This is a genomic window from Leptolyngbya sp. AS-A5, from assembly GCF_039962495.1.
GTDB lineage: Bacteria > Cyanobacteriota > Cyanobacteriia > Leptolyngbyales > Leptolyngbyaceae > Leptolyngbya.
Genome location: NZ_JAMPLL010000004.1, coordinates 171,253 through 197,959, shown reverse-complemented (window position 1 = coordinate 197,959; position 26,707 = coordinate 171,253). Strand labels below are relative to the sequence as shown.

Here is a 26,707-nt window from a genome sequence, read left to right as displayed (position 1 = left end):
TATTGGGGCGAGAGAAGCGATCTTTAGCCCCAGTTTTTTAGCGAGTGAAGCGATGAAGCGATTTTTAATTCTGACAAGTGTGGTGGTGCTGTTGGTCTGGGCGAGTCCGGTTGTTGCTCAGACTATTGTTGCCCAAACCACGCCGACTCCTGGGCGGGTTCGGATTCAGGACGCATGGCAGCAAGTGTACAAGGATGTTCCCGATTTGGCGCTGGAAAATCAGTACGTCAATCGCGAGACAGGCAAAGCCGATCCGAGCAATACGTTGGTCACTCGTTTGATTCGATATCACTACTTCATCAAGGGTCGTCCGGTTAGTTTTCGGCTCGACTGGAAATATACACTCGCAGATTATTTAGGCATCAATGATCCGATGCAGGCTGAATCGTATCCGGGGTCGGATAATTTGCGTAAGAATCCGTTTGAGAGCGATCGAGCCATTATCAAAAAGCTCAATCGCAAACAGCGCGACGCGCTGGTTCAAGCGTTGGTGAATGTGTTTACTCGTCAGCAATGAGTCGAATTCTTAAAACTGGGAACGGTTGGCGGTTGGGTTGGAATGCAGCAGCTTCGGAGTTTAAGGGCTTAGTCGGTGGAAATGATTGGGCGATCGAACTTACCGAAGAAGAATGGAATGATTTTCGGCGTTTGAGTGATCAACTGCATGAAGCCTTACAGCAGATTGCTCAAGAACTGATGGACGAAGAACGGATTGCTTGTGAACTGGAGAGCGATCGCGTTTGGCTTGAGGCTGAGGGTTTTCCCGATGCTTACAGTTTGCGCTTGATTGTGCAGACGGGGCGTAGAGCAGAAGGGTATTGGGAGAATGCTTTGGAGTTGCGGCAGGCATTGAACACGTTGCCTTTAGGCACAGCAGAGCTGACCGGAGGCTTCTAAAAGGGTAGCTTTGTGCCATCCCAGGAAAAGAATTCGCCGCTATCGCTAGCCTGTAGCTTGTCGAGAACGGCTATCAGTTGTGGAACAGTTCGATCGACTGAAAATAGTTTTTCCGGCGGAACATTGCGCTGAAAAGGTTTCGATAGTCTGGTATCCGTTGTTCCAGGATGCAAGGTGACGACGATCGCATTTGGACAGGTGCGCTTGAATTCGATCGCAGTGGTTCGCATGAACATATTTAAGGCAGCTTTCGAGGCGCGATATCCATACCAACCGCCGATTTGATTGTCTTCGATGCTTCCGACTTTGGCGGAAATGGTCGCAAGAATTGCGCGATCGCGATGTTTTAACAAGGGCTGGACGTGCTTTGCTAACAATGCGGCAGCAATACTATTGATTTGAAAGTATTTCAGTAACTGATTGGCATTGAGATGACGCAAGCTTTTCTCAGGCTGCATTGTGCCATCGTGTAGAACGCCGACGCAGTTGATGACGTAGTGAAGTTCGGATGTTTCTGATTTGATTTGGGCGATCGCTTTCTCGATCTGAGTTTCATCAGTGAGATCAAGCGATAAGCGCTCTAAGTTGGGATGCTCAAGGTTGAAGAGGTCACACTCTGGACTGCGGTAAGTGGCGTAAACGCGATCGACTCGATTGAGAAACTGTCGCGCAAATTCTAGTCCGATTCCTTGACTCGCTCCCACAATTAGCGCTGTTGTCATCGTTGCAATTCTTTACAAACAAAAGTGTTTTGAGTATAGCATCGGAATTTGCAACACCTGCCTGATCACTGCAGGGTTCTATGGTAATGATCGCGATCGCATTGATGCTCCAGCAAGACTTGGAGGATGTCTGAACAGTATAGATAGTTCCTTTGCTGCCTTGCGTTCCCGCCCTAAGTTTATTTCAGGGCGGGATGTGGCAATGAGGAAGACCGCTCAAACATCCTCGTTGGAGATCAGCACGATAGAGATCAGCACGATCGCGCCTAGCATTCGATTATTCGCAGTTCGCTAATCCTTAACGATTCTGCTTGGGTTTACGGCTTATCGATCGACTCACCAGCCGTCTGATTCTTCGCCGCGCCACACTTCTAAATCGAGTTCATCGAGATAAGACAGCGCCGCTTGAATATTCGCATGGCTGCCCTTGAGATCCAAATCAAACCAGCCATCTCCATTTGCGTTTGCGCCCAGAATTGCCGCAACAATATTCACCGTTAAATCATAGTGCGAAACTAACTGAGAAATCACAGGCTCTTGGTGGTAGTGCTTTGGAATGCGAAGGCGGACTCGCTGCGCCGTCGTGCGCTCATCATTCGTCGCGATCTGCATCTCTTTTCTCCAATTTACTTAAAGTCGATAGAATAACCGTAGATTTATTTTACCCGATCAACCCCGCCACAAAACCATAAAAAATCGGGACAACACTGAAGATCACTCAGATTGCCCCGATTTTACCGATGATAGATTAACTATTAGTGAGTAACCGAGTTATCAAGCTGAACTGCGTTTTCTGGCGCTTTCGCTGCAATTTCCAGCAGTCCGGGCGAATCAATAAATCCAAAATAGAACGAGATAGCCGATACCGCTGCATATAAAGCAGCATTGCTACCAAACAGAGGCATGAAGCCAAAGAAAGTATTGGTCGGAGTTAGTGATCCGAGAATTGCCAGAATTGCAAACAACTCGAACAAGCCACGACCATAAAATCGCGCACCACCTAGACCCATCGAGCTAACTAAACCTAGAATACCAACGATCGCATATACAGTATTCAGAATAGGGTTGGTCGGGAACAGACCAAAGAGATAACCGAGTTGAATTTGAATTCCGTTGTGGACTTCCACAGCATTAATTGGGTGCTGTAGCTGAGGAATGAATCCTAGAATTGCTAATGCTAAGAAAAAAATGCCTGTGACAAAGGCGTAAAGTTGTCCGCGTTTCATGATATTTTTACCTGCTGAAAATCACCAATTTCGTGAATCAAATATTGAATTTAATTAACAGTAAGCACAGACGATCGAAACTCCATCACGATAAAGAAAGAGACTTGAATATTCTCTTCTTCAGATCTGACGATTTCCTTAAGACCTTTGGGGTATTTCGGAAGTGTGTAAGAGAATTTCAAGAGAACTAGAGATATCTTCACCGGAACTCTAGCCGTCGCGCTCTCTGCCACTGAATAGGGTAATGATAATGACTAGATACGGACTGCCAGCGAAGCAGGGTTTGTATGATCCGCAGTTCGAGCATGATGCCTGCGGAGTCGGGTTTATTGTGCAGATGAAGGGAAAAGCGTCTCATGCGATCGTGCGGCAAGCGCTGACGATTTTGGCGAATTTGGAGCATCGAGGGGCTTGCGGTGCGGAAACGAACACGGGAGACGGAGCAGGCATTCTAATGCAGGTGCCGCATCGATTTTTTCAAAGAGTTGCAGCGGAGTTGAATATCGTTCTGCCGGATGCCGGACAGTACGGCGTTGCAATGATTTATTCGTCTCCCGATCGTGCTGCGCGTGAACAAGGTCGGCGGGTGTTTGAACAGACTGTGGCAGAAGAAGGACAAACGGTTCTAGGTTGGCGCGATGTACCGACGAACAATTCGACGCTAGGCGAAACCGCAAAGTCGAGCGAACCCTTTATGCAGCAAGCCTTTATCGGGCGTGCTGCTGATTTAACGGACGATCTAGCGTTTGAACGGAAGCTGTATGTGATTCGTAAGCGATCGCACAGTGCAATCCGGACTCCGGGTATCGATAGTTATTGGTATCCTGCCAGTATTTCTTGCCGAACGATCGTTTACAAAGGCATGTTAATGCCTTTGCAGGTCAGTGAATATTATCCGGATTTGAGCGATCCGGATGTCGAAAGTGCTTTAGGCTTGGTGCATTCCCGCTTTAGTACAAATACTTTTCCAAGCTGGGAGCGATCGCATCCTTACCGCTACATTGCTCACAACGGCGAAATCAACACCTTGCGCGGCAACATCAATTGGATGAATGCACGACAAGCCTTGTTTGAATCTGAATTGTTTGGCGACGATTTAAGAAAAGCTCAGCCTGTTATTAACATTGATGGCAGTGATTCCACGATTTTTGATAATGCTTTAGAACTGTTGACGTTATCGGGTCGATCGCTGCCTCATGCGGTGATGATGATGATCCCAGAACCCTGGACAGCGCATGAATCGATGAATTCGGAGCGCAAAGCGTTCTACAAATATCATTCTTGTTTGATGGAACCCTGGGATGGGCCGGCCTCGATCGCGTTTACCGATGGTCGGATGATGGGGGCGGTACTCGATCGCAATGGTTTGCGTCCGTCGCGCTACTATGTCACGAAAGATGATTTTGTGATCATGGCATCGGAAGCAGGTGTTCTACCTATTGCACCAGAGAATATTGCTCAGAAAGGACGCTTAGAGCCGGGACGAATGTTCTTGGTGGATATGGAGCAAGGGCGGATTGTTTCGGATGAAGAGATTAAGCAAGAGATTAGCACTGCTCATCCGTACCAAGAATGGTTAGATCAGCATATGGTCAGTCTGGCAGATTTCAAAGATGCACTAGAACTACCACAGACTGATCCCAACACAGTGATTCAGCGTCAACTCGCTTTTGGCTATACGTTTGAAGAGTTGCGATTGTTGCTGACCCCAATGGCGCGAGATGGTGTAGAAGCCACTGGAGCAATGGGAGCTGATACGCCATTAGCCGTGCTTTCGGATCGACCGAAGCTGCTGTATGACTATTTCAAACAGTTGTTTGCTCAGGTGACAAATCCGCCGATCGATTCAATTCGCGAAGAAATCATTACCTCAGCAGAAACGACGATCGGATCAGAGCGCAACTTACTCAAGCCTGAACCCAAAAGCTGTCATTTGATCGAGCTAAAAACGCCAATTCTCAGCAATGAAGAGTTAGCAAAGCTTAAACACATCAATGAACAAGGGTTTAGCTCGATCGTGCTGCCGATCGTGTTTGATCCGAAATCTGGTGTGACTGGGTTAGAGCAAACGATCGTGGATCTGTGCAAGCAAGCCGATCAAGCAATTGAATCGGGTGTGAATATTTTGATTTTGAGCGATCGGAGTGTGAATGCTGAGCAAGCTCCGATTCCTGCACTTCTCGCTGTGTCTGGATTGCACCATCATTTGATCCGAGCAGGCACAAGAACAAAGGTCGGCTTAGTGCTTGAATCCGGTGAACCGCGTGAAGTTCATCACTTTGCTATGTTGATCGGTTATGGCTGCGGTGCAATCAATCCGTATCTGGCATTTGAAACGATCGGTTCAATGATTGCTCAAGGTTCAATGGCCGGCGTAGACTACAAAACCGCTTGTAAAAACTACATCAAAGCCATTACCAAAGGCGTGATCAAAGTTGCCTCTAAGATTGGGATTTCAACGATTCAAAGCTATCGAGGTGCACAAATCTTTGAAGCGATCGGCTTAAATCATTCGGTGATCGATCGATATTTCACTTGGACTGCTTCTCGTGTAGAAGGAGCTGATTTAGAAGTAATCACCAAAGAAGCATTGTTGCGTCATCATCATGCGTTTCCGGAGCGTCAAACGAACGGACACACGCTCGATGTCGGTGGCGAATATCAATGGCGCAAGGAAGGGGAAGCCCACCTATTCAGCCCCCAAACGATTCACACCTTACAAAAAGCCGTCCGCGAAGGCAGCTATGATCTGTTCAAACAATACGCAGCTTTAGTGAATGAACAGAACCAGCAGCACTTTACTTTACGCGGACTGCTTCAGTTCAAAGATCGTCAATCGATTCCACTTGAAGAAGTTGAACCGATCGAAGCGATTATGAGCCGCTTCAAAACAGGTGCCATGAGCTATGGATCGATTTCAAAAGAAGCGCACGAAGCTTTGGCGATCGCCATGAACCGCATCGGCGGTAAGTCCAACACTGGAGAAGGCGGCGAAGATCCCGATCGTTATACCTGGACAAACGATCGCGGTGATTCTAAGAACAGTGCGATCAAACAAGTGGCATCGGGTCGCTTTGGGGTCACAAGCTTGTATCTCTCTCAAGCAAAAGAACTCCAGATCAAGATGGCACAAGGCGCGAAACCCGGAGAAGGCGGACAGTTACCGGGCCGCAAGGTCTATCCCTGGATTGCGAAAGTTCGACATTCAACCCCAGGGGTCGGTTTGATTTCGCCACCGCCGCACCATGACATCTATTCGATCGAAGATCTCGCCGAACTGATCCATGACCTGAAGAATGCGAACCGAGCAGCGCGAATCAGCGTCAAACTTGTTTCAGAAGTCGGAGTTGGAACGATTGCGGCGGGAGTCGCGAAAGCTCACGCTGATGTGGTGTTAATCTCTGGCTACGATGGCGGAACAGGGGCATCACCGCAAACTTCGATCAAACACGCAGGTTTACCTTGGGAGTTAGGGTTAGCTGAAACGCATCAAACATTAGTCTTGAACAATCTACGATCGCGCATCGTAGTTGAAACCGATGGACAGATGAAGACCGGACGTGATGTAGTAATGGCTGCATTGCTGGGTGCAGAAGAGTTCGGATTTGCAACCGCACCACTGGTCACACTCGGCTGTATTATGATGCGCGTTTGTCACCTGAACACTTGTCCAGTTGGGATTGCAACTCAAGATCCACATCTGCGCGAGAGCTTTACAGGCAATCCTCAGTACACCGAAAACTTCATGAGGTTTATTGCTCAAGAAGTGCGGGAACTGATGGCACAACTTGGATTCCGCACGCTGAACGAAATGGTGGGACGCACTGATGTTTTAGAACCGAAACAAGCGATCGACCACTGGAAAGCAAAAGGCTTAGACTTCTCGAAGATTCTCTATCAGCCGAATGTTGATCCGGCAGTGGGATTGTACTGTCAGATTTCTCAAGATCACGGTTTAGAAAAATCGCTCGATATGACGGTGCTGTTGGATCTGTGCAAAGATGCGATCGAACACGGTACACCCGTTAAAGCAACCTTGCCGATTCAGAACATCAATCGTGTGGTGGGAACAATCCTCGGTAACGAAATCACCAAACGTCACTGGAACGGATTACCTGAAGATACAGTGCATCTCCACTTCCACGGTAGCGCTGGTCAAAGCTTTGGAGCATTCGTACCGAAAGGCGTGACGTTAGAACTCGAAGGCGATGCTAACGATTACGTGGGCAAAGGGTTGAGCGGTGGAAAGATTGTTGTTTATCCGCCGATCGAGTCAAGCTTCAATGCCTCAGAAAACATCATTGTGGGGAATGTTGCCTTCTATGGTGCAACCCAAGGTGAAGCTTACATTAGTGGCATTGCAGGTGAACGATTCTGTGTTCGCAACTCTGGGGTCAAGACAGTCGTTGAAGGGGTCGGTGATCATGGCTGCGAATATATGACAGGCGGTACAGTGGTCGTGCTTGGAAAAACTGGACGCAACTTTGCAGCCGGAATGAGTGGCGGAACTGCTTACATCTATGATGAAGCGGGCGATTTTGCAACTCGGTGTAACACTCAAATGGTTGCAATAGAAGCATTTGACGATCCAGAAGACATTGCTATCGTGCGTCAAATGATTCAAAATCACGCAACGCTAACTCATAGCCACAAAGCCAAAGAACTGTTAGAGCAATGGGAGGAAGTACGATCGCGCTTTGTGAAGGTGATGCCGAGGGACTATAAGCGGGTTCTACAGGCGCTGAAACGGGCGGAACAATCGGGGCTGAGCGGCGATGATGCACTGACGGCTGCGTTTGAAGAAAATGCGCGGGATGTGGCGCGGGTTGGCGGGGGCTGATTGAGCCGCATGGAATACGGATGATCGAATCGCCCAATCGAACAAACGCGATTTTGAACTGACATCGTAGAGACGCGATTAATCGCGTCTCTACCGAATTACGAAACACAATCATTCTTGAATTATGGGAAAACCAACTGGATTTATCGAATTTCTGCGTGAACTGCCCTCGGAACTTTCCCCGATCGATCGCACCCGCAACTGGGATGAGTTTCATTTGCCGATGCCCGAAGAGAATCTTCGCACTCAGGGCGCACGCTGTATGGATTGCGGCATTCCGTTCTGTCATACCGGAACCGTAATCAGCGGCATGGCAAGCGGTTGCCCGATCAACAATCTGATTCCTGAATGGAATGATCTGATCTATCGCGGACTGTGGAAAGAAGCGCTCGATCGCTTACACAAAACCAACAATTTCCCTGAATTCACGGGGCGGGTGTGTCCTGCTCCTTGTGAGGGTGCTTGTGTGTTAGGCATTCACAATCCGCCTGTGACGATTAAGAACATTGAATACTCGATCGCTGAAAAAGGCTGGAATGAAGGCTGGATCACTCCCGAACCGCCGCAAAAACGCACCGGGAAAAAGATCGCGATCGTCGGTTCCGGCCCTGCCGGATTGTCTGCTGCGGCTCAATTGAACAAAGCAGGGCACTGGGTCACCGTGTTTGAACGTGCCGATCGTCCGGGTGGATTGTTGATGTACGGCATTCCTAACATGAAGCTCGACAAAGAAAACGTCGTGATGCGGCGATTGAATGTTCTCGAAGCGGAAGGCGTGAAATTTGTCTGCAATACAGAAATCGGTAAGGATGTAACGACTGAGGATCTGTTGAAAAACTTTGATGCGGTCGTATTGTGTACCGGAGCGACTAAGCCGCGTGACTTGTCGATCGAAGGTCGTCAACTGGGAGGTGTTCACTTTGCAATGGACTTTCTCACCGCAAACACTCAAGCGGTCTTAGACCAAGCTGATCCAGCACTTTCCGCCCAAGGAAAAGACGTGGTGATCATTGGCGGCGGTGATACCGGAACCGATTGTGTCGGAACTTCAATTCGGCATGGTTGTAATAGCGTGGTACAGCTAGAAATTCTGCCAAAGCCACCCGAAGAACGCGCTGCCAACAATCCTTGGCCCGAATATCCCAAAGTCTACAAAATGGACTACGGACAAGAAGAAGCTGCTGCAAAATTCGGCTCTGATCCGCGTACTTATCTAAGAACCACAACCCGATTTGAAGGCGATGAAAGCGGCAACGTCAAAGCCATTCACACCGTTGAGGTAGAGTGGGAGCGCAACGAGCAAGGACAATTCATTCCGAGGCACATTCCAGGAACTGAAAAGATCATTCCCGCGCAACTCGTTCTACTCGCAATGGGATTCTTAGGCCCTGAGCAACCGTTACTCGATGCAATGGGACTCGATCGCGATGCCCGCAGCAACATCAAATCCGAATACGGCAAATACACAACCGCCATTCCGGGTGTGTTTGCTGCGGGAGACTGCCGACGCGGACAAAGCTTAGTCGTCTGGGCATTTAACGAAGGTCGAGGAGCCGCACGAGAATGCGATCGCTATCTCATGGGCGAAACTGATTTGCCTTAATCAAAAAGCCAGAAATGAAGTTTCATTTCTGGCTTTCCAAATGCTCTAAAATCACCCGCTAATCGCTCGCTATTGTGGAGCGATCGACAAAGTGTAAGGATTCTGACTTTGTGCGCGATCTCCCACAAATACCGAGTAAGTTCCTCTAGTCCAGCGTCCCGGTATTTCGACTTTGCCGTTCGATAAGCGATCGGCTTGAACACAAAACGCCTGTCCTTGCGCTCCAGTAATTAATAAAGTCGGTTGACCACTTCCTTGCAGGATAAACCTCAAATTACTATCCGCCGTAACCTGGACGGTGTGATTTGGCTGATTGGCAATAAATCCGGCACAGCTAGAATCTTTCTTTGTGCCACCGGATGTTCCATTGAGCGTAATCGGCTGCGTATTCGGTGAAACTGACACCATTTGACCCGCAGCCATACCGGATATTGCTAAAACGGCTGCGATCGCAGTCGGAAAAATTGACCACCGTAGAGAAGCTTGCATCATATTCACTCCTAGAGACTCTGAACACCGCTTATCTTCAGTATGACGAGTGATACCTTCACTTTTTGAGGGACTGTTCCTGTTCCACAAGTGGCACGGGCATTACAATGCTCTCATTGAGTGCGAGACCCTTAACAATGCCATTAATCAAAGTTCAAACCTCGATCGCGAATCCCGATTCGAGCCAAGTCACTGACCTACTCAAACATCTGTCTGCCGCCCTCGCAAACCACACCCGCAAGCCAGAATCGTATGTAATGACAGCATTTGAGTCCGGCGTACCCATGACCTTTGGCGGCACAACTGATCCAACCTGCTACATCGAAATCAAAAGCGTTGGCTCAATGACCCCAGATCAAACGAAATCAATGAGCCAGGATTTTTGTCAGCAAATTCAGCAGTCCTTGAATGTTCCTGTCGATCGCATCTACATCGAGTTTGCAGATGCAAAAGGTTATATGTGGGGCTGGAACAGTGCAACCTTTGGCTAGTGCCGGAAGAAGGGGCTAAAGCGGAATAGCGAATGATGGCTCTCGTAGATCGAAATCCGCCCAAAGCCAAGAAACTGACCGTAAGCAGGTTCCCCTTGCGGAAAGGCAGTCACTCCAAACAGGTAAACGCCCCCATAAGCTGGATTTTGGTACGGCTCAAGCGCGATCGTCACTCGTTTTCCGGGTGCAACAGGCGGATTGAAATTCACCGTGATCGCTCTGGTTTTGTCATCCTGAGTGACTTCTCCTAAGCCGATTTTGCGGTTTGAGTTGCGATCGCCCTCGAAGGCTTCGGTGTCTTTGAGATTAAAACGAACCCGATCCACACCCTCATTTTGGGCGATCGTCACTCTTTGCAAAGGTTCTCCCGCATTCTCTGGGACATCCAGCGTAAAATAATACGTCACGCTCCACGCATAAACATAATTCTGAGTGGTGGAAGCGCCAACCAATCGAGGCGGAGACGTGAAATAGCTGGTGCCGCGAACTTGAACAGCTTGGGTCGGAAGCGCCACGCTGGAGACCATCGAACCTAAGAAAATTCCCAGCGGGACAACAAAGTGACGAGCAAGGTGGCTTTTCATAAAAGAATTTTCAGGCTAATAATTCTAGTGTAATTGATCGGACTTAGAGCCGAATTTGTACCCAGTTTAAGACAAGATTAACTTGTATTAACTTCGGTCTTTAACTATTAAAAGGGTGCTCCACGCTCGGTTAGGAATGCTAATTTAAACGTAGACACAGAGAGATATCTCCTCAATCTCCACACCACCGCTTTGAGAACTGTGTCTCCCGCCTCAAAGCACCTGCAACTGAATGTCTCAATGATTTCGATACGTTGCTGATTAAGTTCGTACTGTTAGATATCAAGGAGGAATTTGTATCTCTTCAGTTTGGATGTTGCAGGATTTTAGTCCACCTCGATTCACATTATTTTCGTTTGAATAAAGGGTCTAGTTTTTGTGAGCTAGACCCTTTATTGTTAAATTGAATCATTTGCTAAGTTTTCTATCCATGCCAACTGCTTACAGGGGGATTTGTTAGTCTGAATTTAGAACATTTCAAGCATAGGTTTAGGCGATGGCGATCGTTTCAAGAGCCGATTTCAAGTCTATTAGTTGGCACAAAAGTTTAGTGCTCGCTTTATCATTCTGGATCAGCAGTAGCATATTGCTTGATTTTGTGATCATGCCAAGCCTTTTTGCGGCTGGGATGATGTCGCAAGCTGACTTTGCAACGGCTGGGTATGGAATTTTTTGGATATTTAATCGTTTAGAGTTGCTGTGTGCTGCCTTTGTTTTGACGGCGGTATTAGTCCGGCAACAATCCGAGAATGCACCCATTTCAACGGTGCTGGCAGGTGCTTTATTTGCAATTACGATCGCTTGCACTTATTTTCTATCCCCGCAAATGAGTTCGCTCGGATTAAACCTGAACTGGTTTGAACCCGCTCACATTCCAGCAGGAATGAATCAGCTTCATGTCGCCTATTGGGTGCTGGAAGCGTCTAAGTTGCTGGCAGGCAGCTGGCTGCTGAAGCGCGAATTTTAACAAGTTTGGATGCGGTGAACTCCATTAAAAAAAGCCTCCAGCATTGGAGGCTTTTTCCTTGTTATTTAGCGGCTTCTTCTTCGGTGCCGCTAAACCATAACAATCGAACCGCTAGAATCACAAAGCCGATCGCAGCAATAATCTTTGTCCACTTCGTGGGTAATAAGTGCGCTGTGCCTTCACCCAGCACGACCCCAATCAAACTCGCAAGAATCAGCGCTGTCACAGTTCCAAAGAAGATTGCTTTTGCGGAATTATTACAATTACTGCTGAGCGCGATCGCTGCAAGCTGACTCTTATCGCCTAGCTCTGCGAGAAACACAGTGACAAAACTAATTCCAATCAGTTGCCAGTCCATTGTCTACATCCTCACTACGTCTAGAACCAACAGCGCCGCGACCAAAAGCAGAATTCCGCCTGTTGCCTTCTCTAAGGTTTTCGGAGAGATATTCTGACACAGCCAGCGCCCGACAAGAACCCCGACCAAGCTGGTTGCAACCAGTGCAGAAGCCGCTCCCGCAAACACGACCCAGGGAGCGTGAGATTGGGCGCTCATCAGTAGCGTTGCAAGCTGTGTTTTGTCTCCGAGTTCTGCAAGAAAAATGGTGATAAACGTCGAGCCAAACACGCTAAGAAAGGAAGACTTTGCTTTCGCGGGTTGAGTCTGTTCGAGAATCAGCAGTTCTCTGGTTTCTGTAACGGGTAGATTGGAAGACATGAAGCTGTTTTCATTTTCTTTTCATTATCTGTCACTATACTCGGATTTGCAAATTTTTGCTAGAGACCGATCTCTCGCTCGAATTTCAGCAGTTCTAGACTGCGATCGCCATAAACGCCTTCAATTTGTTCACGGCAGCAGTCGATCGCGAAATCGTTCACTTCTTCTGGCTCAACCCCAAACATTTCCTCGAACGTCTCCGGCGTAACGCGACAGAAGCGGGGGCGATCTTCATAAATGCTGCATTCGCGGGTAATCTTGTCGAAATTGACGCACCAGCCATCTTCGCCGACCATGCTGAGATAAAGGTAGAGTTCTTCGGGGTTGAGGTAGTCTTCTAAATCGGGTCGATCGCTCGGATCGAGATTGCAGCAAGCTCCACAATATTTGACGCAGCGCCAAGTTGCCATGACTAGATTCTCTAAAATTGGCTCGAACAGAACTTCTCTATCTTCTCGCTTTAAATTAGGTATTGCAACTTTCGGGGAGTTATGGTTATACTAGACGAGTTGGGAATTCGACGCGGGGTAGAGCAGTCTGGTAGCTCGTCGGGCTCATAACCCGAAGGTCCATGGTTCAAATCCATGCCCCGCCACCAACTTAAAAAGCCCAGTTCTTCAATGGAACCGGGCTTTTTTGATGTCATATTTTTGAAGCTCGATCGCTCAACTTCCAAAACGCTCCAGAAATCAGATTCGTTAGAACGTGCGCCACGATCGGCACCAATAAATTCCCTGTCCAAACCGCACTCATTCCCAGCGCAATCCCGACGATCGATGCCCAGACCACATACGACCATTGCTTCAAATTGCTCATGTGCAGCACTCCAAAGCAAAGACTAGAGAGCAGAACGCCTGCAAAATCCAGCCCAATCTCCGGCAGCATCACACCCCGAAATAATAATTCTTCGCTTAATCCAGGGAGCAGTCCCAGCCAGAGGATGTCCGGAAGTAGCAGCGGCTTTATCACCAGCGTCAGATATTCATTTGCACTTCTACGGTACTCCGCCCAGATGCGGTAGACGATCGCACTCGCAACCGAAATCCCAATTCCCAATCCAATCCCTTGTAGTAGCGATTGCACCGAAAATCGCACCGCAAGCAGCGGCACTGCGCTGAAGTGCAACCAAACTTTAGAGACAACTAATAAAACAACAGCAGTCACACCCATCGCAATCAGAACTTGGATGCGGGTGAGCGGCTGCATTTCAGGTGTATCAGGGATTTGTTCTGCCACTGGAGTCTTACCGCGCTTATTTCTAACTGAGCCTTGAATATAACTCAAGACTCAGAAAGGATACTAGGGCGTTCCACCCCCAGAAATTACGATCAATCTAAAGGGCGAAGTGAAGAAATTTCTGGACTCAAAGCAGCAGGATTGATCCCCGCGCGATCGCAGATTAGAACCCCAATCGCTTCAAGATAAGACTTTACGATCATTGATCGAATTCCCAATGCTTCCGGTCGAACCTGTAATTTTGTTTGATTGTCCTCAACTGCAATAACTCGCGTTTTAGACTGGCTCAAACTTAAGATTGCACTGCCTCCTGCCGCCGATGCCGGAATTACCAGCGCATTCATCTGATCCGCCCAAATCGCATGAGCATTCGGAAATTCCGTAAACTGGGGGGCGCGGCTCAGTCCAACTAACACACAAGGCAGAAAGGTATAACCGAGTTCTTCAGCAGCCGATCGCGGTGATAAATTCGGATCAATCGGCAATGGAGACAACGCAGGTGCATGAGCGCAAGGAACTCGGAAGGTACGAACAATCAAATGACTAATTACCGCCTCTGCTCCAGCTAAATGATCCACGCCTTGACCGTATCTATAATCCTGCAAAGCCTCACTGCTCGGATCATCAGGAAATCGAGCTACAACCGCGATCGCAGTCGCTCCTGCTTGATCGATCAATTTTTCAGCTGATCTGAGCAAGCTATCGGGATGTCCGATCGTTCCCCAAGTTGCCCCCGATTTCGCTGTTCTCAGCTCTACATTTAACGCCTGATCCGTTACAACATAGTCTGTTAAATTCAGTCCCAACGTCGCTCTAGCCGCATCTGCAACCTGTAGATGTCTGAGTTGTAGATCAGGTTCGATCGCCCGGTCGAGAATCAATCCAATTCGGTTCGAGGCTTGCGGTAATAAGCCCCAATGCCCCGCTGCAAACTGATCTAAACCATAGCCTTCAACATAGAGAGCATTCGGCAGATTCCAGTAAAGCTGTGCCCCATTCAGGACATTGGGGTGCGTGATCAAGCGATCGGCAACTTCAGCGATCGCACGAGCAACAGGCAACGCATCGCCTGCATACCCGCCGATCGCGGCTCCGATTCCGGTTGGAACAATCAATCCGACAGTGTACGGTTTATTCACGAGTGACGACTGCTTCAATTTCAACGGTTTGCGAATTCACTCGCGTAATTGCCCAACGTAACGGCTCTCCGAATGCGCGTAGCTGCTGCTCGATCGAGTGATGTAGTTCGCCAACAGAACCCGGAAGGGTTAGTTCGATCGTAATGAAATCCGTAATCATCCTTGCTGTCCGAATTGTTTTTGATAAACGGTTTCTTCTTTTTCGGTTTCAAGCTTGATGTTCGATCGAGGATAAGCGACGCAAAGCAGCGTATAACCTTGAGTTTGCAGATCAGGACTGACACCCATTCCCTCACTTTGATCGACAGTTCCTTCTGTAATCAATGCGGCACAGGTTGTACAGACCCCTGCTGTACAAGATACAGGCAGCTCTAAGCCTTTCTCGTTGTTGGCAACGTCCAGAATAGTGCGGTCTTCGGGAACTTCGATGATGTGAGTCTGCCCCTGATGCCGAATTTCAACCGTGTATAGGTTAGCCATATGAATGCGCGTGTTTAATCAAAGATCACCATTATAAAGCGATGGTGATGCGGGTTAACGCTTCGAGCCATCGGGGAACTCTAGCCCCGAAGAGTTAACCAAGACGATGCGCGAATCGATTACCCCCATCGGAGCGACACTACCGAGTGCAATTCTCAATGTGATTGGCGAACTTCAACACAATCCAAATGCCGTCCGCATCCAAAAGCTGCTGTTTTATCTCTGTCGTGATCAATGGGAGAGCGATTGTACTCGTCTCGATGCACTGAGTTGGTATTCGCTGATAGAAGAAGTGAGGCAAGCCTATCCGACGTTCGCACAGCTACGATCGCGCTTAACATATCAAATCGGAACGCTGAATAAATCGGCTGAATATGCTTTGATCGGGCAAATTATTCTCTCTATTTTAGAACGAGCTTATGCCCAAGATGCCACCACGATCATTACTGCTTCAAAGCGATCGACGACATTAGATCAAGATGTCAATATCAGCCGGATTAAAAAGCTATTAATCTATACTTGCCGGCGATATTGGGAGGCGAATTCATGCGTGATCGACCAGGTATCAACGGCAGAGTTGCTGAACGAGTTGATGCAACGTTATCCCACTCTAGAAGACTTACGACCGGGCTTGAGTACGATCGTCAAAACGCTGAATAAACCGGCTGAGTATTCGCTAGTTGCAGAGATTATTCTGCGCGAAGTGGAACCTTTTTATGGGGAAGAAGATTCAGGCTCTGAACCTGCTCAGGCAGAACGGATTGATCTGTTCGATGTGCGTCGAGAAATTTTGAAATACACAAATCCGTTGAAAGCAAAAATTCTTTTATTTTCAGCGGTCTATTATGTGTTTGAATTCTGTCCCCAAGATTGGTCAAACCTCAAGCTTTATAGTTTAGATGGATTGCTGAGAACGAGTTTGACTCAAGTAGAAACGATCGACGAATTTCAGCAGCTCCTAATTCACAAAGCCAGCCAGCTTAAAGAGCCAGAGACTTATTTAGAAATCGTGCCTGTTTTGACGCGATCGCTCAAATCAAGTTACTACACTTTGCGTCAAACCCTTTTGGTCTCACTGAGAGCCAGTAGCGTTGCAGATGCGACTCTCGCAAGCTCCACCCAGCCCAGCTTGTGAAACAAAGCGATCGCAACGGGCAAACTAGGACTGAGGATCTTCAAAAGCTTGCTTCGCCATGAATGCTCAAGAATTGCTGCAACGATACGACGCGGGAGAATTAGAGTTTATTGGCAAAAACTTTGCAGGCATTGATCTCACTTACGCAGATCTGATCGGCGCTAATCTCACCCAAGCCGACTTAAATCATGCAGTCTTGACCTTTGCCTATCTCAATCGCGCCACCTTAACTCGCGCCAATCTTACTCATGCCAGCTTGAGTGGTGCAAACCTAAGCCAAGCAACTCTGCTTAATGCCAATTTGCGCGATGCCGATCTACATGGCGCAATCCTCAAGGATGCTGATTTGCGGGGAGCTGATCTCTCGCTTGCCTCGATCGTAGATGCCAATTTCAGCGGTGCGGATTTACGCAACACCAACTTTAGCGGCGCTGATTTGCGCGGGGCGGATCTGCATGGAGCCAATTTTCGACAGGAGAAAAGAAGCTACGAAGGCGCGGTGTTACGCGGTGCAGATCTGCGGGGAGCGGATTTACGAGGCGCGAACCTAACCGGAGCGGATTTAAGTCGATCGAATCTCGCAGGAGCCAATTTAAGCGAAGCAAATCTACGCCAAGCCACGCTAACCCAAGCCAGCCTCAGTGAGGCAATCCTGACCGGAGCGTTTCTCACGGAGGCTGATTTAACCGAAGCCAACTTGAGCCACGCGAACCTGAAAGACGCTAAGTTAAATCGAGCGATTCTCACTCAAGCGGATCTGCGATCGGCAATCTTGACCGAAGCCACACTGAATCACGCCAAATTACATAAAGTTGTACTGACTCACACAACTCTTACCCGCGCTAAATTAAATCACGCTGATCTCAGCCGTGCGAATCTTCAACACGCTCAGTTGATCGATGCTGTTTTAGTCGAAGCTTACCTTGGACGTGCTGACCTGAGCTACGCCGACCTTACTCGCGCCAACTTTACCCGCGCAGAGATGAGTAGCGCACTCCTGAAGTCAGCGATCGTCCAAGGCATGATTCGATCGGATGGCACTGTTGAAGATTAGGTGAAGATTAGGGCGTTTGCGGTTTCTGAGCGACTTGCATCGACTTAACCAATTCTGCCATCGCTGTTTCTAGCGATGCTCCCGCATCCAGCGCCACCCATCCGTCTGTGGTTTGCTGCCGCACTTCAAAGTGCAAATGCGGCCCAGTCGAGTTTCCGGTGCTGCCAACTCGTCCCACGACCGCACCCTGTTTCACAATGTCTCCAGGCTTGACGAAAATCTCAGACAAGTGAGCGTAAAGGGTTTGCTGTGCGCCCGCATTGTGTTCGAGTGCTACGGCTAACCCATATCCGCCAAAGAATTCCGCCATGATTACCCGACCTGTCAGCGCTGCTAATACCGGAGTTCCCAGTGGCGCACCTAAATCTGTTCCGGTGTGCAGTCGCGTATCACCGCTAATCGGATGCACCCGCCAGCCAAAAATCGACGTAATCGGAGACGGAATCGCTAGGGGGAAAATGAGCTTCAAATCCCCGTTGCCGACTCGACCGATCGGGCGAATCGTGCGATTGAAATAGGTTTGAACAGTGCTGTAGGCGGAGCCGATCGGGTTTGAGGGAGCCACTGCATTCCACTCAATCCCCCTAGACGATAAGTTAAAGCCGCCGACTTCAACGGGGGCTGCGCTCACTGCTTCCGCCACTTCATATCGACGCGGAGCAACGGGGGCAGATGGCTTTGCGACCACCGCAGGCGTTTCGATGCGCTCGGTTGCTCCCAAACTGTAATCGGTGCGATCGATAAAGGCATCTCCGCTAGGCGGAGTGGCGGGTGCGGCAGGTTCAATGTTTACGGTTGGAATTGGATCTGCGCTTTGCTTCGCCTTGGAATCGAGAGTTTGCGCCTGAACGCGGGCGATACCACTGACCCCGATCAGACCCGACAGGATTAGAATCCGAATCATCAAAGCAGCATGAGAAAAAGAGTGAGTCATAAAACGAGTCGAGAGAACAACAGTGGGTCGAGAAGGCTCAGAACTATTGTGCCGAGAATTGAGCAAAATGGCTCAGGGACTTAAGTTACTCACGGCGCGTCGAAGCTGGGCAAGCGCGAGGTTGTAGTTGATGATGGCGCTAACGCGGTTGCCTTGGGCTTGGGTCAGGGCTGCTTCTGCGCTAATGCGATCAGTTTGTGTACCAACCCCTGCCTGAAAGCGCAAAATCGCCAGCCGCAGCGCTTCTTCTGCCTGTGCTACCGATTGCTGCGTGGTATTGATATTCGCTAGGTTTGCTTGCAGGTTGGCGAAGGCTTGCTCGACTTGGAAACGAACCAGGTTGCGGTTTTGGGCAAATCGAGCTTCAGCAATTTCGCGGTTGCGCTCTTGCTGAGCGATTTGGGCGTTGGTTGCGCCGCCGTCAAACAAGTTCCAACGGGCTTGCAGTCCTAGACTGTAGTTGTCTGAATTGCGGGCGGAGCTAGTGGTGGTGTCCGATCGCTGAAAATTGTAAGCCCCAACAAGGCTTAGGGTTACGCCATTTTGGGCGCGAGCGGCTCGAATTTGCGTTTGACTAATTTCGCGTTGTACAAGCTGCTGTTCTAGCTCTGCCCGATTTTTGTACGCTAAAACAATGCTGTCTTCGAGCGGAATTGTCCAAGTCCCGGCAGGCTGCACGGGATCAGCGGCGGTGAGCGTTGCCGTTTCAGCTAAACTAAGCCGCTGTGCCAGTTGTCGTCGCGCAATTTCTTGGTTGGCTTGGGCGTTGCGTAACAACTGAGCCGCATTGGCTAAGTTGACTTCGGCTCTAAGCGTGTCGAATCGAGTCCCTAGCCCTGCGGTTTCCTGCGCTCTAGAATCTCGCAGGTTTGCTTCAGCATTGCGAACCGCTGCTTCGTTGATTGCTACTTGAGAATCTGCGTTTTGCAGGCTGTAATAATCGTTCGATACCTGTAAGCGCAAGTCTTCGCGAGTTTGCTCAAGCTGGAGTTCTGCGCCCCGCGATCGACGCTCTGCGGCTTCGATCTGGGCAGGACGTAATCCTGATGTGAAGAGGTCGTAGTTGAGCTGTGCGCCTGTGCTGAAGGCGGTACGGGTGGCACCACTGTTGCCGGAATCAACGCCAAGCTGATCGAGAAAACTGTTTTGCTGCGTGTCTTGCGTGATGAAGACACTGCCCGATCGAGTTAAGTTTGCCGTCAGTCCGAGCGTGGGAAAATTACCTGCTCTGGCTTCACGAATCGCAGCGCGGCTTTGCTCGACTTGTAAACGCGCCACTTCTAAATCGCGGTTATTGCGTTCTGCCAGTTCTAAAGCTTGCTGGAGAGTAATCGGCTGCGTCGCTCGGACTTGAACTTCTCCGGGCTGGGTAGGAAACTGAAGGCGGTTGGGCGAGGGGTCGAGGGAGGCGGGGGTAGGAACGAGTTGATTCGCTCCTCCGGTTGCCGGCGTGGTTGGAGCCGGGGTGGTCGGAGTGGGAGTTGCGGCGGGTGCGGGAGTCGGAGTGCGCGGCGATCCCGCTGGAGCAGGGAGGGGTGCAGAAGGGGATGGAGTCGCTCCGCCTTGAGCGGTCGTCTGCGGCTTGAGCGTGAGTTTTGCGGGGTTGGGCTTGCGTGTTGCAAGAGCTTGCGTGATCATAAACGGCGGTGTTGGATCGCCCTCTGCGTCGCGGCTTGCGGCTAGGGTGAAATTGGAGGTGGGAGGTTCCGGATCGGTTTGAGTCCGGGCAGGATTGGCGAATGCCGCACCGATCAATCCAAGGATCATCCAAACTCCCACACCTAAAGTCAGTAATCTAAGAGACGGTTTCATACGATTTCGGTTCGCCCACGGTATCACAATCAGCAAGAGACGAGTGACTGTGTTTTAGTTAACTCGCTCTCAGTTCTTCAGTCTTATGCAGGATACCGCTTCAAGCGGTCGATCGACAAAGTTCCTGCGTTTCTTCTATTCAAGGATCGTGGATTAAATCAACCCTGAATCTACTCTCACTCAGCCCACTTCCTGGAGAAGCTATCATGTCCACCCAAGCTCCTGTGGAAGAGAGTTGAGGTGAGGGCGGATCGGTTTTAATTAAGCTTGTCTACTTAAACACGTTGCGATCGCATCGCTAATATTTTCAAGCGCTTCCTGCTTGGTTTCACCTTGGCTCACGCATCTAGGAATACTAGGACACTCGACAATCCAGACTCCATCTTCATCTTGATCGAGCGTTACACTAAATTTCGCAAGGAATTTCCTCACCAAAAGCGAACATCTTTATTTTACGAGAAGTCGATCGAGCAACTTCCATTCAGAGACACAGACAGGGAAGTTTCTTCAAATGAAGCCGTCGCCGCTACAGGAGAAGTTGGCATTTTCCTATATTGACATTCAAAATATACTAGTACGTCTATATCTTAGGTTTAATAGCTTATGTCTTGGAAAAATTATGGCGACCATCCTATCGTTGTGGCAATAACTGTTGTTGGTACAGTAGTCACAATTGGACTGGCAATTCATGGTGCTTCTAGTCCTCAGAAATCTACGCAAGAACCCGCCACTCCAAGCATCAGTAACTCAAATGGAGATGCTGAAGTTAACGCCCACAGTTCTCGGCAATCTACGCAGGGTGATAGCAGCCCAAACATTACCAATTCCAATGGAACCGTCCAGGTCAATCTTGGAGGGTCGGAAACTTACAAGCCTTCTCAAACGATTCCTCTCAAGCAGGGTATGGAGTACAAAAAAGCGCGTGAACTTCTGATAAGTCACGGTTGGCAGGCCAAACTGCCTACTTTGCGGGATTACAACGCATTTGCTAAAGATTCTACAATGAAGCGTCTTGCTAGCCAGGGATTTACAGAGGTTGTCTTATGCTCTGGAACAGGAGCTGGCCTCTGTCGATTTGAGTTTAAAGATGCAAAGGGACAGCTTTTAGCAGTAACAACGGTTAATAACCACCCCCCGAGTAAGGCAAGCATCGTTACTCATTGGCGTATCGAAAAGGGAAGTTACTCAGAGGCTACTCTGTAAGTCGATAAGGTATTGGCAGATCAGTAGCGTAATAACTTAGCAGAAAACTCTAGGTGGTTTTTTAGATAAGGAGACTTGATCGGGAAATGGCTCAATGAAGTCTCCTCTTGTTACCTTGATCGATACTTTATCAGTGCGTTCATCGGTAAATCATTGCTGACATCAGAACGATCGCACTCCTAACCCCACCCAGCACACAACGGTCACTTCCGATCGCCCACAGATTAGAAATTCTTCTATCGTCAATCAAGAAAATCGCCCTGGCAAAACTCCATTAAGTATTATTACCTCCACATGATATGATGACTCGTGGTTCAACAGTGTCGGGATCGCTCGGATATCAACTGAATTCGATCGTTATCATGGCAATGTAGACCTAACTTTGGAGCCGCGCCTGCTATGGAAGAAACGATCCAAACTGGTACAGAAACACCAGAGCCGAGTGCCTCAATGGTGGAATATTATCGACTCCAAAACGAGTTGTTAATTACGACCATTGTTCTCACCGGATTGATCTTCTTTCCCGTCTGGTATTTCTATTCGCTAAACACTGCTCTGAATTATTTAATTGGAGCGTGTACAGGTGTGGTTTACTTAAAGTTATTGGCACGAAACGTAGAGCGCCTGGGTACCGAGAAACAACAGATCAGCAAAACACATTTAGCCGTCTTTGCCGGGGTGATCATCGCCGCTACGCAAGTCAAACAGCTTCATGTCCTTCCTGTTTTTCTGGGATTTCTCACGTACAAAGGAACCTTACTCGTGTACACTTTGCGAACTCTATTCACGCCTGATCAAACTCAGAGTTAAGTAATAGAAATTCGCAGACAAATATTGCTCCTTGAATCTGGGAAAAGCCGCCTGAACTGAAATGCTAAATTTCCTCGACTCGAAAACCGTTTTCCCGATCGCCAACCTAGAGGTGGGTCATCATCTTTATTGGGAAATTGGCAATCTAAAGATTCATGGGCAGGTTTTTATCGTCTCCTGGATTGTAATCGGGCTGTTGGTCGGTGCTTCGGTACTGGCAAGCCGCAACCCGCAACGCATTCCTAGAGGCATTCAGAACTTAATGGAGTACGCGCTGGAGTATGTGCGGGAGTTGACCAAAAACCAGCTTGGCGAAAAAGAGTACCGTCCCTGGGTTCCCTTCGTTGGAACGCTGTTTCTGTTCATCTTCGCCTCTAACTGGTCGGGTGCCCTCGTCCCCTGGAAATTAATCAAATTACCAGAAGGCGAACTGGCTGCCCCAACGAACGACATCAACACCACCGTGGCTTTAGCGCTCTTAGTGTCGCTGGCATATTTCTACGCGGGCTTCAGTAAGAAAGGCTTGGGCTACTTTGCGAAGTACGTTCAGCCGACTCCGGTTCTCCTGCCCATTGCGATTCTAGAGGACTTCACCAAGCCGCTTTCCCTCAGCTTCCGACTTTTTGGCAACATTTTGGCGGATGAGTTGGTGGTCGGTGTATTGGTGCTTCTAGTGCCGCTCTTTGTTCCCCTGCCTGTGATGCTGCTGGGATTATTTACCAGCGCGATTCAGGCGCTCGTGTTTGCGACTCTGGCGGGTGCTTACATTCACGAAGCACTCGAAGGTCACGGCGAAGAAGAACACGCGCCGTAGACCCAATCTGTTCACCGTATTCAACTCAAAGGAAAGAATTATGAATCCTACCGTTGCTGCTGCTTCTGTGATCGCTGCTGCTCTTGCGATCGGTCTTGCTGCAATCGGACCTGGTATCGGTCAAGGTAACGCTTCGGGAGAAGCGGTTGCAGGGATCGCTCGTCAGCCTGAAGCAGAAGGAAAAATCCGGGGTACTTTGCTTTTGACCCTCGCGTTCATGGAATCACTGACCATCTACGGTCTTGTGATCGCGCTGGTTCTGCTGTTCGCGAACCCCTTCGCATAAGTATGAAGCCTGAGATCTGGAATGCATTCCAGATCTCGCTTTCTTATTCATCTTCATTCTTCTCCTCATCATGTTTGATTTTGACGCAACGCTGCCGTTGATGGCGGTGCAATTTTTACTGTTGGTCGCAGTGCTGAACGCTGTGTTCTTCAAGCCATTAACTAAAGTGGTTGAAGATCGGAACGACTTTATTCGGGGCAGTGAAGCAGATGCGAAGGAGCGATTGGCAAAAGCAGAAGCGTTAGCGAAGCAGTACGAAACTGACCTCGCAGCATCGCGTCGGGCGTATCAAAATACGATCGCTCAAGCTCAAGCCGAAGCGAATCAAATCGCAGCACAAAAAATTGCAGCGGCACAGCAAGAAGCACAACAACAACGGGAACAAACTCAGAAGGAGTTAGACCAGCAAAAACAAGAAGCGCTTCAAACGTTAGAACAACAAGTTGAAGCCTTAAGTCGTGAAATTCTAGACAAATTACTAGCTGGAGTTTAACGAGGCTGCTGGTTAATCAAGGCTCCCAATGAATTTTAGGTTCCCCGTCCGGTTTGATTTCAACGAACTTGGGATAGTCACGCGCAGTTTTGGATAAGTGTCATGGAAATATATTTGCGACTCGCCAGCGGAGTGAGTTTACTGGCAGAAGCAGAGGGGGGCGGTTTCGGATTCAATTTCGATATCCTCGAAACCAACCTGATTAACCTCAGCATCGTGATTGCGATCGTCGTTTACTTTGGACGAGGTTTCCTCGGTAAAACCTTGACCGAACGCCGCACCGCGATCGAGACTGCGATTTCAGAAGCAGAAACCCGCAAAAAGACGGCTGCGTCTAAACTCGCTGAACAACAGCAGAAACTTGCTCAAGCCCAACAAGAAGCCACAAAGATTCGTTCTGACGCGGAAGCTGCTGCGAAGAAAGCAAGCGACGATATTTTGGCGAAAGCTGAACAAGATATCGTTCGGATGCGTGAAACCGCAGCCGCAGATTTGTCCTCAGAGCAAGAGCGTATCATTAATGAATTGCGTCAGCGAGTGGCAACTCTAGCACTGCAACGCGCAGAAGGCGAATTGCCGAGACGCTTGAATGATGAGTCTCAGCAACGGTTAGTCGATCGCAGTATTGCGTTATTGAGCGAGGGATAGAGCGATGGCAGAGAATATTTTAAGGTCAGAAGTTTTAGATCCCTACGCTCAGGCGTTGATGTCTTTGGGAAAGTCGAATGATCTCACCGATCGATTTGCTGAAGATGTTGGCAACATTCTCGATACATTGAACGGTTCACAAGACCTGAAGGGCTTTATCGCGAATCCTTTGGCAAAAGGCAATCTCAAGAGAGAAGTTTTGTCTCAGGTGTTCGGTGATGCGGTGCATCCGTTCATGCGGAACTTCATCATGTTGCTCGTCGATCGTCGTCGCGTGATGTTTCTCGAAGGCATCTGTCAGCAGTACCAGAGACTGTACCGGAAGCTGAAGCAAGCCGTTTTAGCAGAAGTTACTTCGACAGTTGAACTGAACGACGATCAGAAGAATGCGATTCGCGAGAAAGTCATTGCAATGACGAATGCGAACTCAGTCGAAATCGAAACTAAGATCGATCCAGAATTGATCGGTGGTGTGATCATCAGAGTAGGTTCACAAGTGATTGATGCGAGTCTGCGCGGTCAGTTGCGACGGATTACGCTACGTTTGAGCAGTTCAAACTAACTCCCTTTTTCCTTTCATTTCTCATCCTTTAACAGAGGTTTCCAATGGCAGCAATCAGACCAGACGAAATTAGCAATATTATTCGCCAACAGATCGAAAGTTACGATCAAGGCGTGAAAGTTTCCAACGTCGGAACCGTGTTGCAGGTCGGTGACGGCATTGCGCGGATCTATGGGTTGGATAAGTGCATGTCCGGTGAACTGGTGCAGTTTGAAGATGGTTCCGTCGGCATGGCGCTGAACCTGGAGGAAGATAACGTCGGTGCGGTATTGATGTCCGACGGTCGCAGCATCCAAGAAGGAAGCTCTGTGACTTCTACCGGACGGATTGCTCAAATTCCTGTCGGTGAGGCAATGATCGGTCGCGTAGTCGATGCTCTGGCACGCCCTTTAGACGGAAAAGGCGACATCAATACGACTGAAACTCGCCTGATCGAGTCAATGGCTCCGGGCATCATTGCGCGGAAGTCGGTCTGTGAGCCGATGCAAACCGGAATTACCGCGATCGACTCTATGATTCCGATCGGTCGGGGACAGCGTGAGTTGATTATCGGAGACCGTCAAACCGGCAAGACTTCGGTTGCGGTAGACACGATTCTGAACCAAAAGGGTGAAGACGTGATCTGTGTGTATGTTGCGATCGGTCAAAAAGCTTCGACCGTGGCAAACATTGTGCAAGTGCTGCAAGATCGGGGCGCGATGGAATATACGATCGTGGTTGCTGCAAACGCAAACGATCCGGCAACTCTGCAATACTTCGCGCCTTACACGGGTGCAGCTTTGGCTGAGTACTTCATGTACAAAGGCAAAGCAACCTTAGTTATCTATGATGACTTGTCGAAGCAAGCTCAGGCTTACCGTCAAATGTCGCTCTTGCTGCGTCGTCCACCGGGACGTGAAGCTTATCCGGGAGATGTGTTCTACGTTCACTCCCGCTTGCTCGAACGTGCAGCGAAACTCAGCGATGAATTGGGCGGCGGTAGCATGACTGCATTGCCGATCATCGAAACTCAAGCAGGTGACGTTTCGGCATATATTCCGACTAACGTAATTTCGATTACCGATGGTCAAATCTTCTTGTCGTCTGACTTGTTCAACGCGGGTCTGCGTCCTGCTGTAAACGCGGGTATCTCGGTATCGCGTGTGGGTTCGGCAGCACAAACCAAAGCGATGAAAAAAGTTGCGGGTAAGGTCAAACTGGAGCTTGCACAGTTTGCAGAATTGGAAGCATTCGCACAGTTCGCGTCTGACTTGGATAAAGCGACTCAGAATCAATTGGCGCGTGGTGTTCGTCTACGTGAAATTCTGAAGCAGCCGCAATACTCGCCGCTGTCGGTTGCGGAACAAGTTGCCGTCATTTACTCCGGTATCAATGGATATTTGGATGATATCCCGGTTGATAAGGTAACGACGTTTGTGAAGAGCTTGCGTGACTATCTGAAGACGGGTAAGCCGAAGTATGTGGAAATCGTTCAAGGTCAGAAAGTGTTGACCGATGAAGCTGAAGGTCTGCTGAAGGAAGCGATTACCGAGACGAAGCAAACCATGATGGCTGCTGCGTAGTT

Annotated in this window: 30 protein-coding genes, 1 tRNA gene and 1 pseudogene; 17 read left to right on the top strand and 15 right to left on the bottom strand. The window is 49.0% G+C overall.

Annotation, left to right across the window (positions count from 1 at the left end):
* The first annotated feature begins 52 nt into the window (after positions 1-52).
* Both NC980_RS07830 and NC980_RS07825 read left to right on the top strand, forming a co-directional pair.
* Positions 53-517 (top strand): hypothetical protein, encoded by a 465-nt coding sequence (locus NC980_RS07830; protein ID WP_190378351.1) that lies wholly within the window; start codon positions 53-55, stop codon positions 515-517.
* A complete protein-coding gene (locus NC980_RS07825) occupies positions 514-897 on the top strand; it encodes a DUF1818 family protein (RefSeq protein ID WP_190378350.1) in 384 nt (127 codons plus the stop codon). The genes NC980_RS07830 and NC980_RS07825 overlap by 4 nt, the downstream gene beginning before the upstream one ends.
* On the opposite strand, the gene NC980_RS07820 is transcribed toward NC980_RS07825, so the two are convergent.
* The 3 genes from NC980_RS07820 to NC980_RS07810 form a co-directional block, all read right to left on the bottom strand.
* A complete protein-coding gene (locus NC980_RS07820) occupies positions 894-1,619 on the bottom strand; it encodes an SDR family NAD(P)-dependent oxidoreductase (RefSeq protein WP_190378349.1) in 726 nt (241 codons plus the stop codon). The genes NC980_RS07825 and NC980_RS07820 overlap by 4 nt on opposite strands.
* 336 nt (positions 1,620-1,955) lie before the next feature.
* Complete coding sequence (locus tag NC980_RS07815) at positions 1,956-2,231, bottom strand: NIL domain-containing protein (RefSeq protein WP_190378348.1); 276 nt, start codon at positions 2,229-2,231, stop codon at positions 1,956-1,958.
* A gap of 143 nt (positions 2,232-2,374) precedes the next feature.
* Positions 2,375-2,845 (bottom strand): DUF4383 domain-containing protein, encoded by a 471-nt coding sequence (locus NC980_RS07810; RefSeq protein ID WP_190378347.1) that lies wholly within the window; start codon positions 2,843-2,845, stop codon positions 2,375-2,377.
* 250 nt (positions 2,846-3,095) lie between these two features.
* Between NC980_RS07810 and gltB the strand changes: the two genes are divergently transcribed.
* Positions 3,096-7,685 (top strand): glutamate synthase large subunit, encoded by a 4,590-nt coding sequence (gltB, locus tag NC980_RS07805; protein ID WP_190378346.1) that lies wholly within the window; start codon positions 3,096-3,098, stop codon positions 7,683-7,685.
* A gap of 124 nt (positions 7,686-7,809) precedes the next feature.
* On the top strand, positions 7,810-9,288 hold the full coding sequence (gene gltD, locus NC980_RS07800) for a glutamate synthase small subunit (protein WP_190378345.1): 1,479 nt from the start codon (positions 7,810-7,812) through the stop codon (positions 9,286-9,288).
* Between the two features lie 69 nt (positions 9,289-9,357).
* Here the strand turns inward: gltD and NC980_RS07795 are convergent, their stop codons facing one another.
* Positions 9,358-9,780: a hypothetical protein gene (locus NC980_RS07795; RefSeq protein ID WP_242027101.1), complete on the bottom strand. Its 423-nt coding sequence runs from the start codon at positions 9,778-9,780 to the stop codon at positions 9,358-9,360.
* Between the two features lie 134 nt (positions 9,781-9,914).
* Between NC980_RS07795 and NC980_RS07790 the strand changes: the two genes are divergently transcribed.
* Positions 9,915-10,268 (top strand): phenylpyruvate tautomerase MIF-related protein, encoded by a 354-nt coding sequence (locus NC980_RS07790; protein WP_190378344.1) that lies wholly within the window; start codon positions 9,915-9,917, stop codon positions 10,266-10,268.
* Here the strand turns inward: NC980_RS07790 and NC980_RS07785 are convergent.
* The gene (locus NC980_RS07785; RefSeq protein WP_190378443.1) at positions 10,265-10,795 is read right to left on the bottom strand and encodes a DUF2808 domain-containing protein; all 531 of its coding nucleotides are present in this window, start codon (positions 10,793-10,795) and stop codon (positions 10,265-10,267) included. The two genes, NC980_RS07790 and NC980_RS07785, sit on opposite strands and share 4 nt — an antisense overlap.
* Positions 10,796-11,348: 553 nt before the next feature.
* On the opposite strand from NC980_RS07785, the gene NC980_RS07780 reads away from it, so the two are divergent.
* On the top strand, positions 11,349-11,819 hold the full coding sequence (locus NC980_RS07780; protein ID WP_190378343.1) for a DUF4149 domain-containing protein: 471 nt from the start codon (positions 11,349-11,351) through the stop codon (positions 11,817-11,819).
* Positions 11,820-11,880: 61 nt separating this feature from the next.
* Here the strand turns inward: NC980_RS07780 and NC980_RS07775 are convergent, their stop codons facing one another.
* Genes NC980_RS07775 through NC980_RS07765 form a run of 3 tightly spaced genes read right to left on the bottom strand, consistent with a single transcriptional unit; the run spans position 11,881 to position 12,947 of the window.
* Positions 11,881-12,177 (bottom strand): TMEM165/GDT1 family protein, encoded by a 297-nt coding sequence (locus NC980_RS07775; protein WP_190378342.1) that lies wholly within the window; start codon positions 12,175-12,177, stop codon positions 11,881-11,883.
* A 3-nt stretch (positions 12,178-12,180) separates the two neighbouring features.
* Complete coding sequence (locus tag NC980_RS07770; protein WP_190378341.1) at positions 12,181-12,537, bottom strand: TMEM165/GDT1 family protein; 357 nt, start codon at positions 12,535-12,537, stop codon at positions 12,181-12,183.
* Between the two features lie 59 nt (positions 12,538-12,596).
* Entirely contained in the window at positions 12,597-12,947 is a 351-nt protein-coding gene (locus NC980_RS07765) for a YkgJ family cysteine cluster protein (RefSeq protein ID WP_190378340.1), read from the bottom strand.
* Positions 12,948-13,058: 111 nt separating this feature from the next.
* Here NC980_RS07765 and NC980_RS07760 point away from each other — a divergent pair.
* A tRNA-Met gene (locus NC980_RS07760) sits at positions 13,059-13,135 on the top strand.
* Between the two features lie 44 nt (positions 13,136-13,179).
* On the opposite strand, the gene NC980_RS07755 is transcribed toward NC980_RS07760, so the two are convergent.
* From NC980_RS07755 to NC980_RS07740, 4 genes are all read right to left on the bottom strand, one after another.
* The gene (locus NC980_RS07755) at positions 13,180-13,773 is read right to left on the bottom strand and encodes a CPBP family glutamic-type intramembrane protease (RefSeq protein ID WP_190378339.1); all 594 of its coding nucleotides are present in this window, start codon (positions 13,771-13,773) and stop codon (positions 13,180-13,182) included.
* A 92-nt stretch (positions 13,774-13,865) separates the two neighbouring features.
* Positions 13,866-14,912, bottom strand: coding sequence for a DUF3326 domain-containing protein (locus NC980_RS07750; RefSeq protein ID WP_190378338.1), 1,047 nt, complete (start codon positions 14,910-14,912; stop codon positions 13,866-13,868).
* Positions 14,905-15,072: a hypothetical protein gene (locus NC980_RS07745; protein WP_190378337.1), complete on the bottom strand. Its 168-nt coding sequence runs from the start codon at positions 15,070-15,072 to the stop codon at positions 14,905-14,907. The genes NC980_RS07750 and NC980_RS07745 overlap by 8 nt, the downstream gene beginning before the upstream one ends.
* Complete coding sequence (locus NC980_RS07740) at positions 15,069-15,392, bottom strand: 2Fe-2S iron-sulfur cluster-binding protein (RefSeq protein WP_190378336.1); 324 nt, start codon at positions 15,390-15,392, stop codon at positions 15,069-15,071. The genes NC980_RS07745 and NC980_RS07740 overlap by 4 nt, the downstream gene beginning before the upstream one ends.
* A 106-nt stretch (positions 15,393-15,498) precedes the next feature.
* Here NC980_RS07740 and NC980_RS07735 point away from each other — a divergent pair, with 106 nt between their 5' ends.
* Both NC980_RS07735 and NC980_RS07730 read left to right on the top strand, forming a co-directional pair.
* Entirely contained in the window at positions 15,499-16,527 is a 1,029-nt protein-coding gene (locus tag NC980_RS07735; RefSeq protein WP_190378335.1) for a hypothetical protein, read from the top strand.
* Positions 16,528-16,585: 58 nt separating this feature from the next.
* The gene (locus tag NC980_RS07730; RefSeq protein WP_190378334.1) at positions 16,586-17,581 is read left to right on the top strand and encodes a pentapeptide repeat-containing protein; all 996 of its coding nucleotides are present in this window, start codon (positions 16,586-16,588) and stop codon (positions 17,579-17,581) included.
* Between the two features lie 7 nt (positions 17,582-17,588).
* Here NC980_RS07730 and NC980_RS07725 read toward each other — a convergent pair.
* From NC980_RS07725 to NC980_RS07715, 3 genes and pseudogenes are all read right to left on the bottom strand, one after another.
* Positions 17,589-18,044: pseudogene (locus NC980_RS07725) on the bottom strand (M23 family metallopeptidase); the annotation flags it as partial.
* 543 nt (positions 18,045-18,587) lie between these two features.
* Positions 18,588-20,327 carry a TolC family protein gene (locus NC980_RS07720; protein WP_190378332.1) on the bottom strand — a complete coding sequence of 580 codons (1,740 nt, stop codon included), beginning with the start codon at positions 20,325-20,327 and terminating at the stop codon, positions 18,588-18,590.
* A gap of 261 nt (positions 20,328-20,588) precedes the next feature.
* On the bottom strand, positions 20,589-20,759 hold the full coding sequence (locus tag NC980_RS07715; protein WP_347272813.1) for a type II toxin-antitoxin system HicB family antitoxin: 171 nt from the start codon (positions 20,757-20,759) through the stop codon (positions 20,589-20,591).
* 171 nt (positions 20,760-20,930) lie between these two features.
* Between NC980_RS07715 and NC980_RS07710 the strand changes: the two genes are divergently transcribed.
* The 8 genes from NC980_RS07710 to atpA all read left to right on the top strand — a co-directional run bounded on the left by NC980_RS07710 (position 20,931) and on the right by atpA (position 26,705).
* Positions 20,931-21,530 carry a hypothetical protein gene (locus NC980_RS07710; RefSeq protein ID WP_190378331.1) on the top strand — a complete coding sequence of 200 codons (600 nt, stop codon included), beginning with the start codon at positions 20,931-20,933 and terminating at the stop codon, positions 21,528-21,530.
* Positions 21,531-21,929: 399 nt separating this feature from the next.
* On the top strand, positions 21,930-22,340 hold the full coding sequence (locus NC980_RS07705; protein WP_190378330.1) for an ATP synthase subunit I: 411 nt from the start codon (positions 21,930-21,932) through the stop codon (positions 22,338-22,340).
* Between the two features lie 61 nt (positions 22,341-22,401).
* Positions 22,402-23,154, top strand: a complete 753-nt coding sequence (gene atpB, locus NC980_RS07700; protein ID WP_190378329.1) for a F0F1 ATP synthase subunit A — start codon at positions 22,402-22,404, stop codon at positions 23,152-23,154.
* A gap of 40 nt (positions 23,155-23,194) precedes the next feature.
* Positions 23,195-23,440: an ATP synthase F0 subunit C gene (gene atpE, locus NC980_RS07695; RefSeq protein ID WP_017289641.1), complete on the top strand. Its 246-nt coding sequence runs from the start codon at positions 23,195-23,197 to the stop codon at positions 23,438-23,440.
* 70 nt (positions 23,441-23,510) lie between these two features.
* A complete protein-coding gene (locus NC980_RS07690) occupies positions 23,511-23,933 on the top strand; it encodes a F0F1 ATP synthase subunit B' (protein WP_190378328.1) in 423 nt (140 codons plus the stop codon).
* A 102-nt stretch (positions 23,934-24,035) separates the two neighbouring features.
* On the top strand, positions 24,036-24,581 hold the full coding sequence (locus NC980_RS07685; RefSeq protein ID WP_190378327.1) for a F0F1 ATP synthase subunit B: 546 nt from the start codon (positions 24,036-24,038) through the stop codon (positions 24,579-24,581).
* Positions 24,582-24,585: 4 nt separating this feature from the next.
* Positions 24,586-25,143 (top strand): ATP synthase F1 subunit delta, encoded by a 558-nt coding sequence (gene atpH, locus NC980_RS07680; protein WP_190378326.1) that lies wholly within the window; start codon positions 24,586-24,588, stop codon positions 25,141-25,143.
* Positions 25,144-25,187: 44 nt separating this feature from the next.
* Complete coding sequence (gene atpA / locus NC980_RS07675) at positions 25,188-26,705, top strand: F0F1 ATP synthase subunit alpha (protein ID WP_190378325.1); 1,518 nt, start codon at positions 25,188-25,190, stop codon at positions 26,703-26,705.
* The last annotated feature ends 2 nt before the right edge of the window (positions 26,706-26,707 follow it).

Bases quoted from the DNA above. Each gene is read 5' to 3' on its own strand.
- NC980_RS07785 (WP_190378443.1), bottom strand. From the start codon at position 10,795: ATGGTCTCCAGCGTGGCGCTTCCGACCCAAGCTGTTCAAGTTCGCGGC.
- gltB (WP_190378346.1), top strand. From the start codon at position 3,096: ATGACTAGATACGGACTGCCAGCGAAGCAGGGTTTGTATGATCCGCAG.
- NC980_RS07775 (WP_190378342.1), bottom strand. From the start codon at position 12,177: ATGGACTGGCAACTGATTGGAATTAGTTTTGTCACTGTGTTTCTCGCA.
- gltD (WP_190378345.1), top strand. From the start codon at position 7,810: ATGGGAAAACCAACTGGATTTATCGAATTTCTGCGTGAACTGCCCTCG.
- NC980_RS07770 (WP_190378341.1), bottom strand. From the start codon at position 12,537: ATGTCTTCCAATCTACCCGTTACAGAAACCAGAGAACTGCTGATTCTC.
- NC980_RS07810 (WP_190378347.1), bottom strand. From the start codon at position 2,845: ATGAAACGCGGACAACTTTACGCCTTTGTCACAGGCATTTTTTTCTTA.
- NC980_RS07795 (WP_242027101.1), bottom strand. From the start codon at position 9,780: ATGATGCAAGCTTCTCTACGGTGGTCAATTTTTCCGACTGCGATCGCA.
- NC980_RS07745 (WP_190378337.1), bottom strand. From the start codon at position 15,072: ATGATTACGGATTTCATTACGATCGAACTAACCCTTCCGGGTTCTGTT.
- NC980_RS07825 (WP_190378350.1), top strand. From the start codon at position 514: ATGAGTCGAATTCTTAAAACTGGGAACGGTTGGCGGTTGGGTTGGAAT.
- NC980_RS07720 (WP_190378332.1), bottom strand. From the start codon at position 20,327: ATGAAACCGTCTCTTAGATTACTGACTTTAGGTGTGGGAGTTTGGATG.
- NC980_RS07765 (WP_190378340.1), bottom strand. From the start codon at position 12,947: ATGGCAACTTGGCGCTGCGTCAAATATTGTGGAGCTTGCTGCAATCTC.
- NC980_RS07790 (WP_190378344.1), top strand. From the start codon at position 9,915: ATGCCATTAATCAAAGTTCAAACCTCGATCGCGAATCCCGATTCGAGC.
- atpE (WP_017289641.1), top strand. From the start codon at position 23,195: ATGAATCCTACCGTTGCTGCTGCTTCTGTGATCGCTGCTGCTCTTGCG.
- NC980_RS07830 (WP_190378351.1), top strand. From the start codon at position 53: ATGAAGCGATTTTTAATTCTGACAAGTGTGGTGGTGCTGTTGGTCTGG.
- atpB (WP_190378329.1), top strand. From the start codon at position 22,402: ATGCTAAATTTCCTCGACTCGAAAACCGTTTTCCCGATCGCCAACCTA.
- NC980_RS07815 (WP_190378348.1), bottom strand. From the start codon at position 2,231: ATGCAGATCGCGACGAATGATGAGCGCACGACGGCGCAGCGAGTCCGC.
- NC980_RS07780 (WP_190378343.1), top strand. From the start codon at position 11,349: ATGGCGATCGTTTCAAGAGCCGATTTCAAGTCTATTAGTTGGCACAAA.
- atpH (WP_190378326.1), top strand. From the start codon at position 24,586: ATGGCAGAGAATATTTTAAGGTCAGAAGTTTTAGATCCCTACGCTCAG.
- NC980_RS07820 (WP_190378349.1), bottom strand. From the start codon at position 1,619: ATGACAACAGCGCTAATTGTGGGAGCGAGTCAAGGAATCGGACTAGAA.
- atpA (WP_190378325.1), top strand. From the start codon at position 25,188: ATGGCAGCAATCAGACCAGACGAAATTAGCAATATTATTCGCCAACAG.
- NC980_RS07740 (WP_190378336.1), bottom strand. From the start codon at position 15,392: ATGGCTAACCTATACACGGTTGAAATTCGGCATCAGGGGCAGACTCAC.
- NC980_RS07690 (WP_190378328.1), top strand. From the start codon at position 23,511: ATGTTTGATTTTGACGCAACGCTGCCGTTGATGGCGGTGCAATTTTTA.
- NC980_RS07735 (WP_190378335.1), top strand. From the start codon at position 15,499: ATGCGCGAATCGATTACCCCCATCGGAGCGACACTACCGAGTGCAATT.
- NC980_RS07705 (WP_190378330.1), top strand. From the start codon at position 21,930: ATGGAAGAAACGATCCAAACTGGTACAGAAACACCAGAGCCGAGTGCC.
- NC980_RS07730 (WP_190378334.1), top strand. From the start codon at position 16,586: ATGAATGCTCAAGAATTGCTGCAACGATACGACGCGGGAGAATTAGAG.
- NC980_RS07685 (WP_190378327.1), top strand. From the start codon at position 24,036: ATGGAAATATATTTGCGACTCGCCAGCGGAGTGAGTTTACTGGCAGAA.
- NC980_RS07710 (WP_190378331.1), top strand. From the start codon at position 20,931: ATGTCTTGGAAAAATTATGGCGACCATCCTATCGTTGTGGCAATAACT.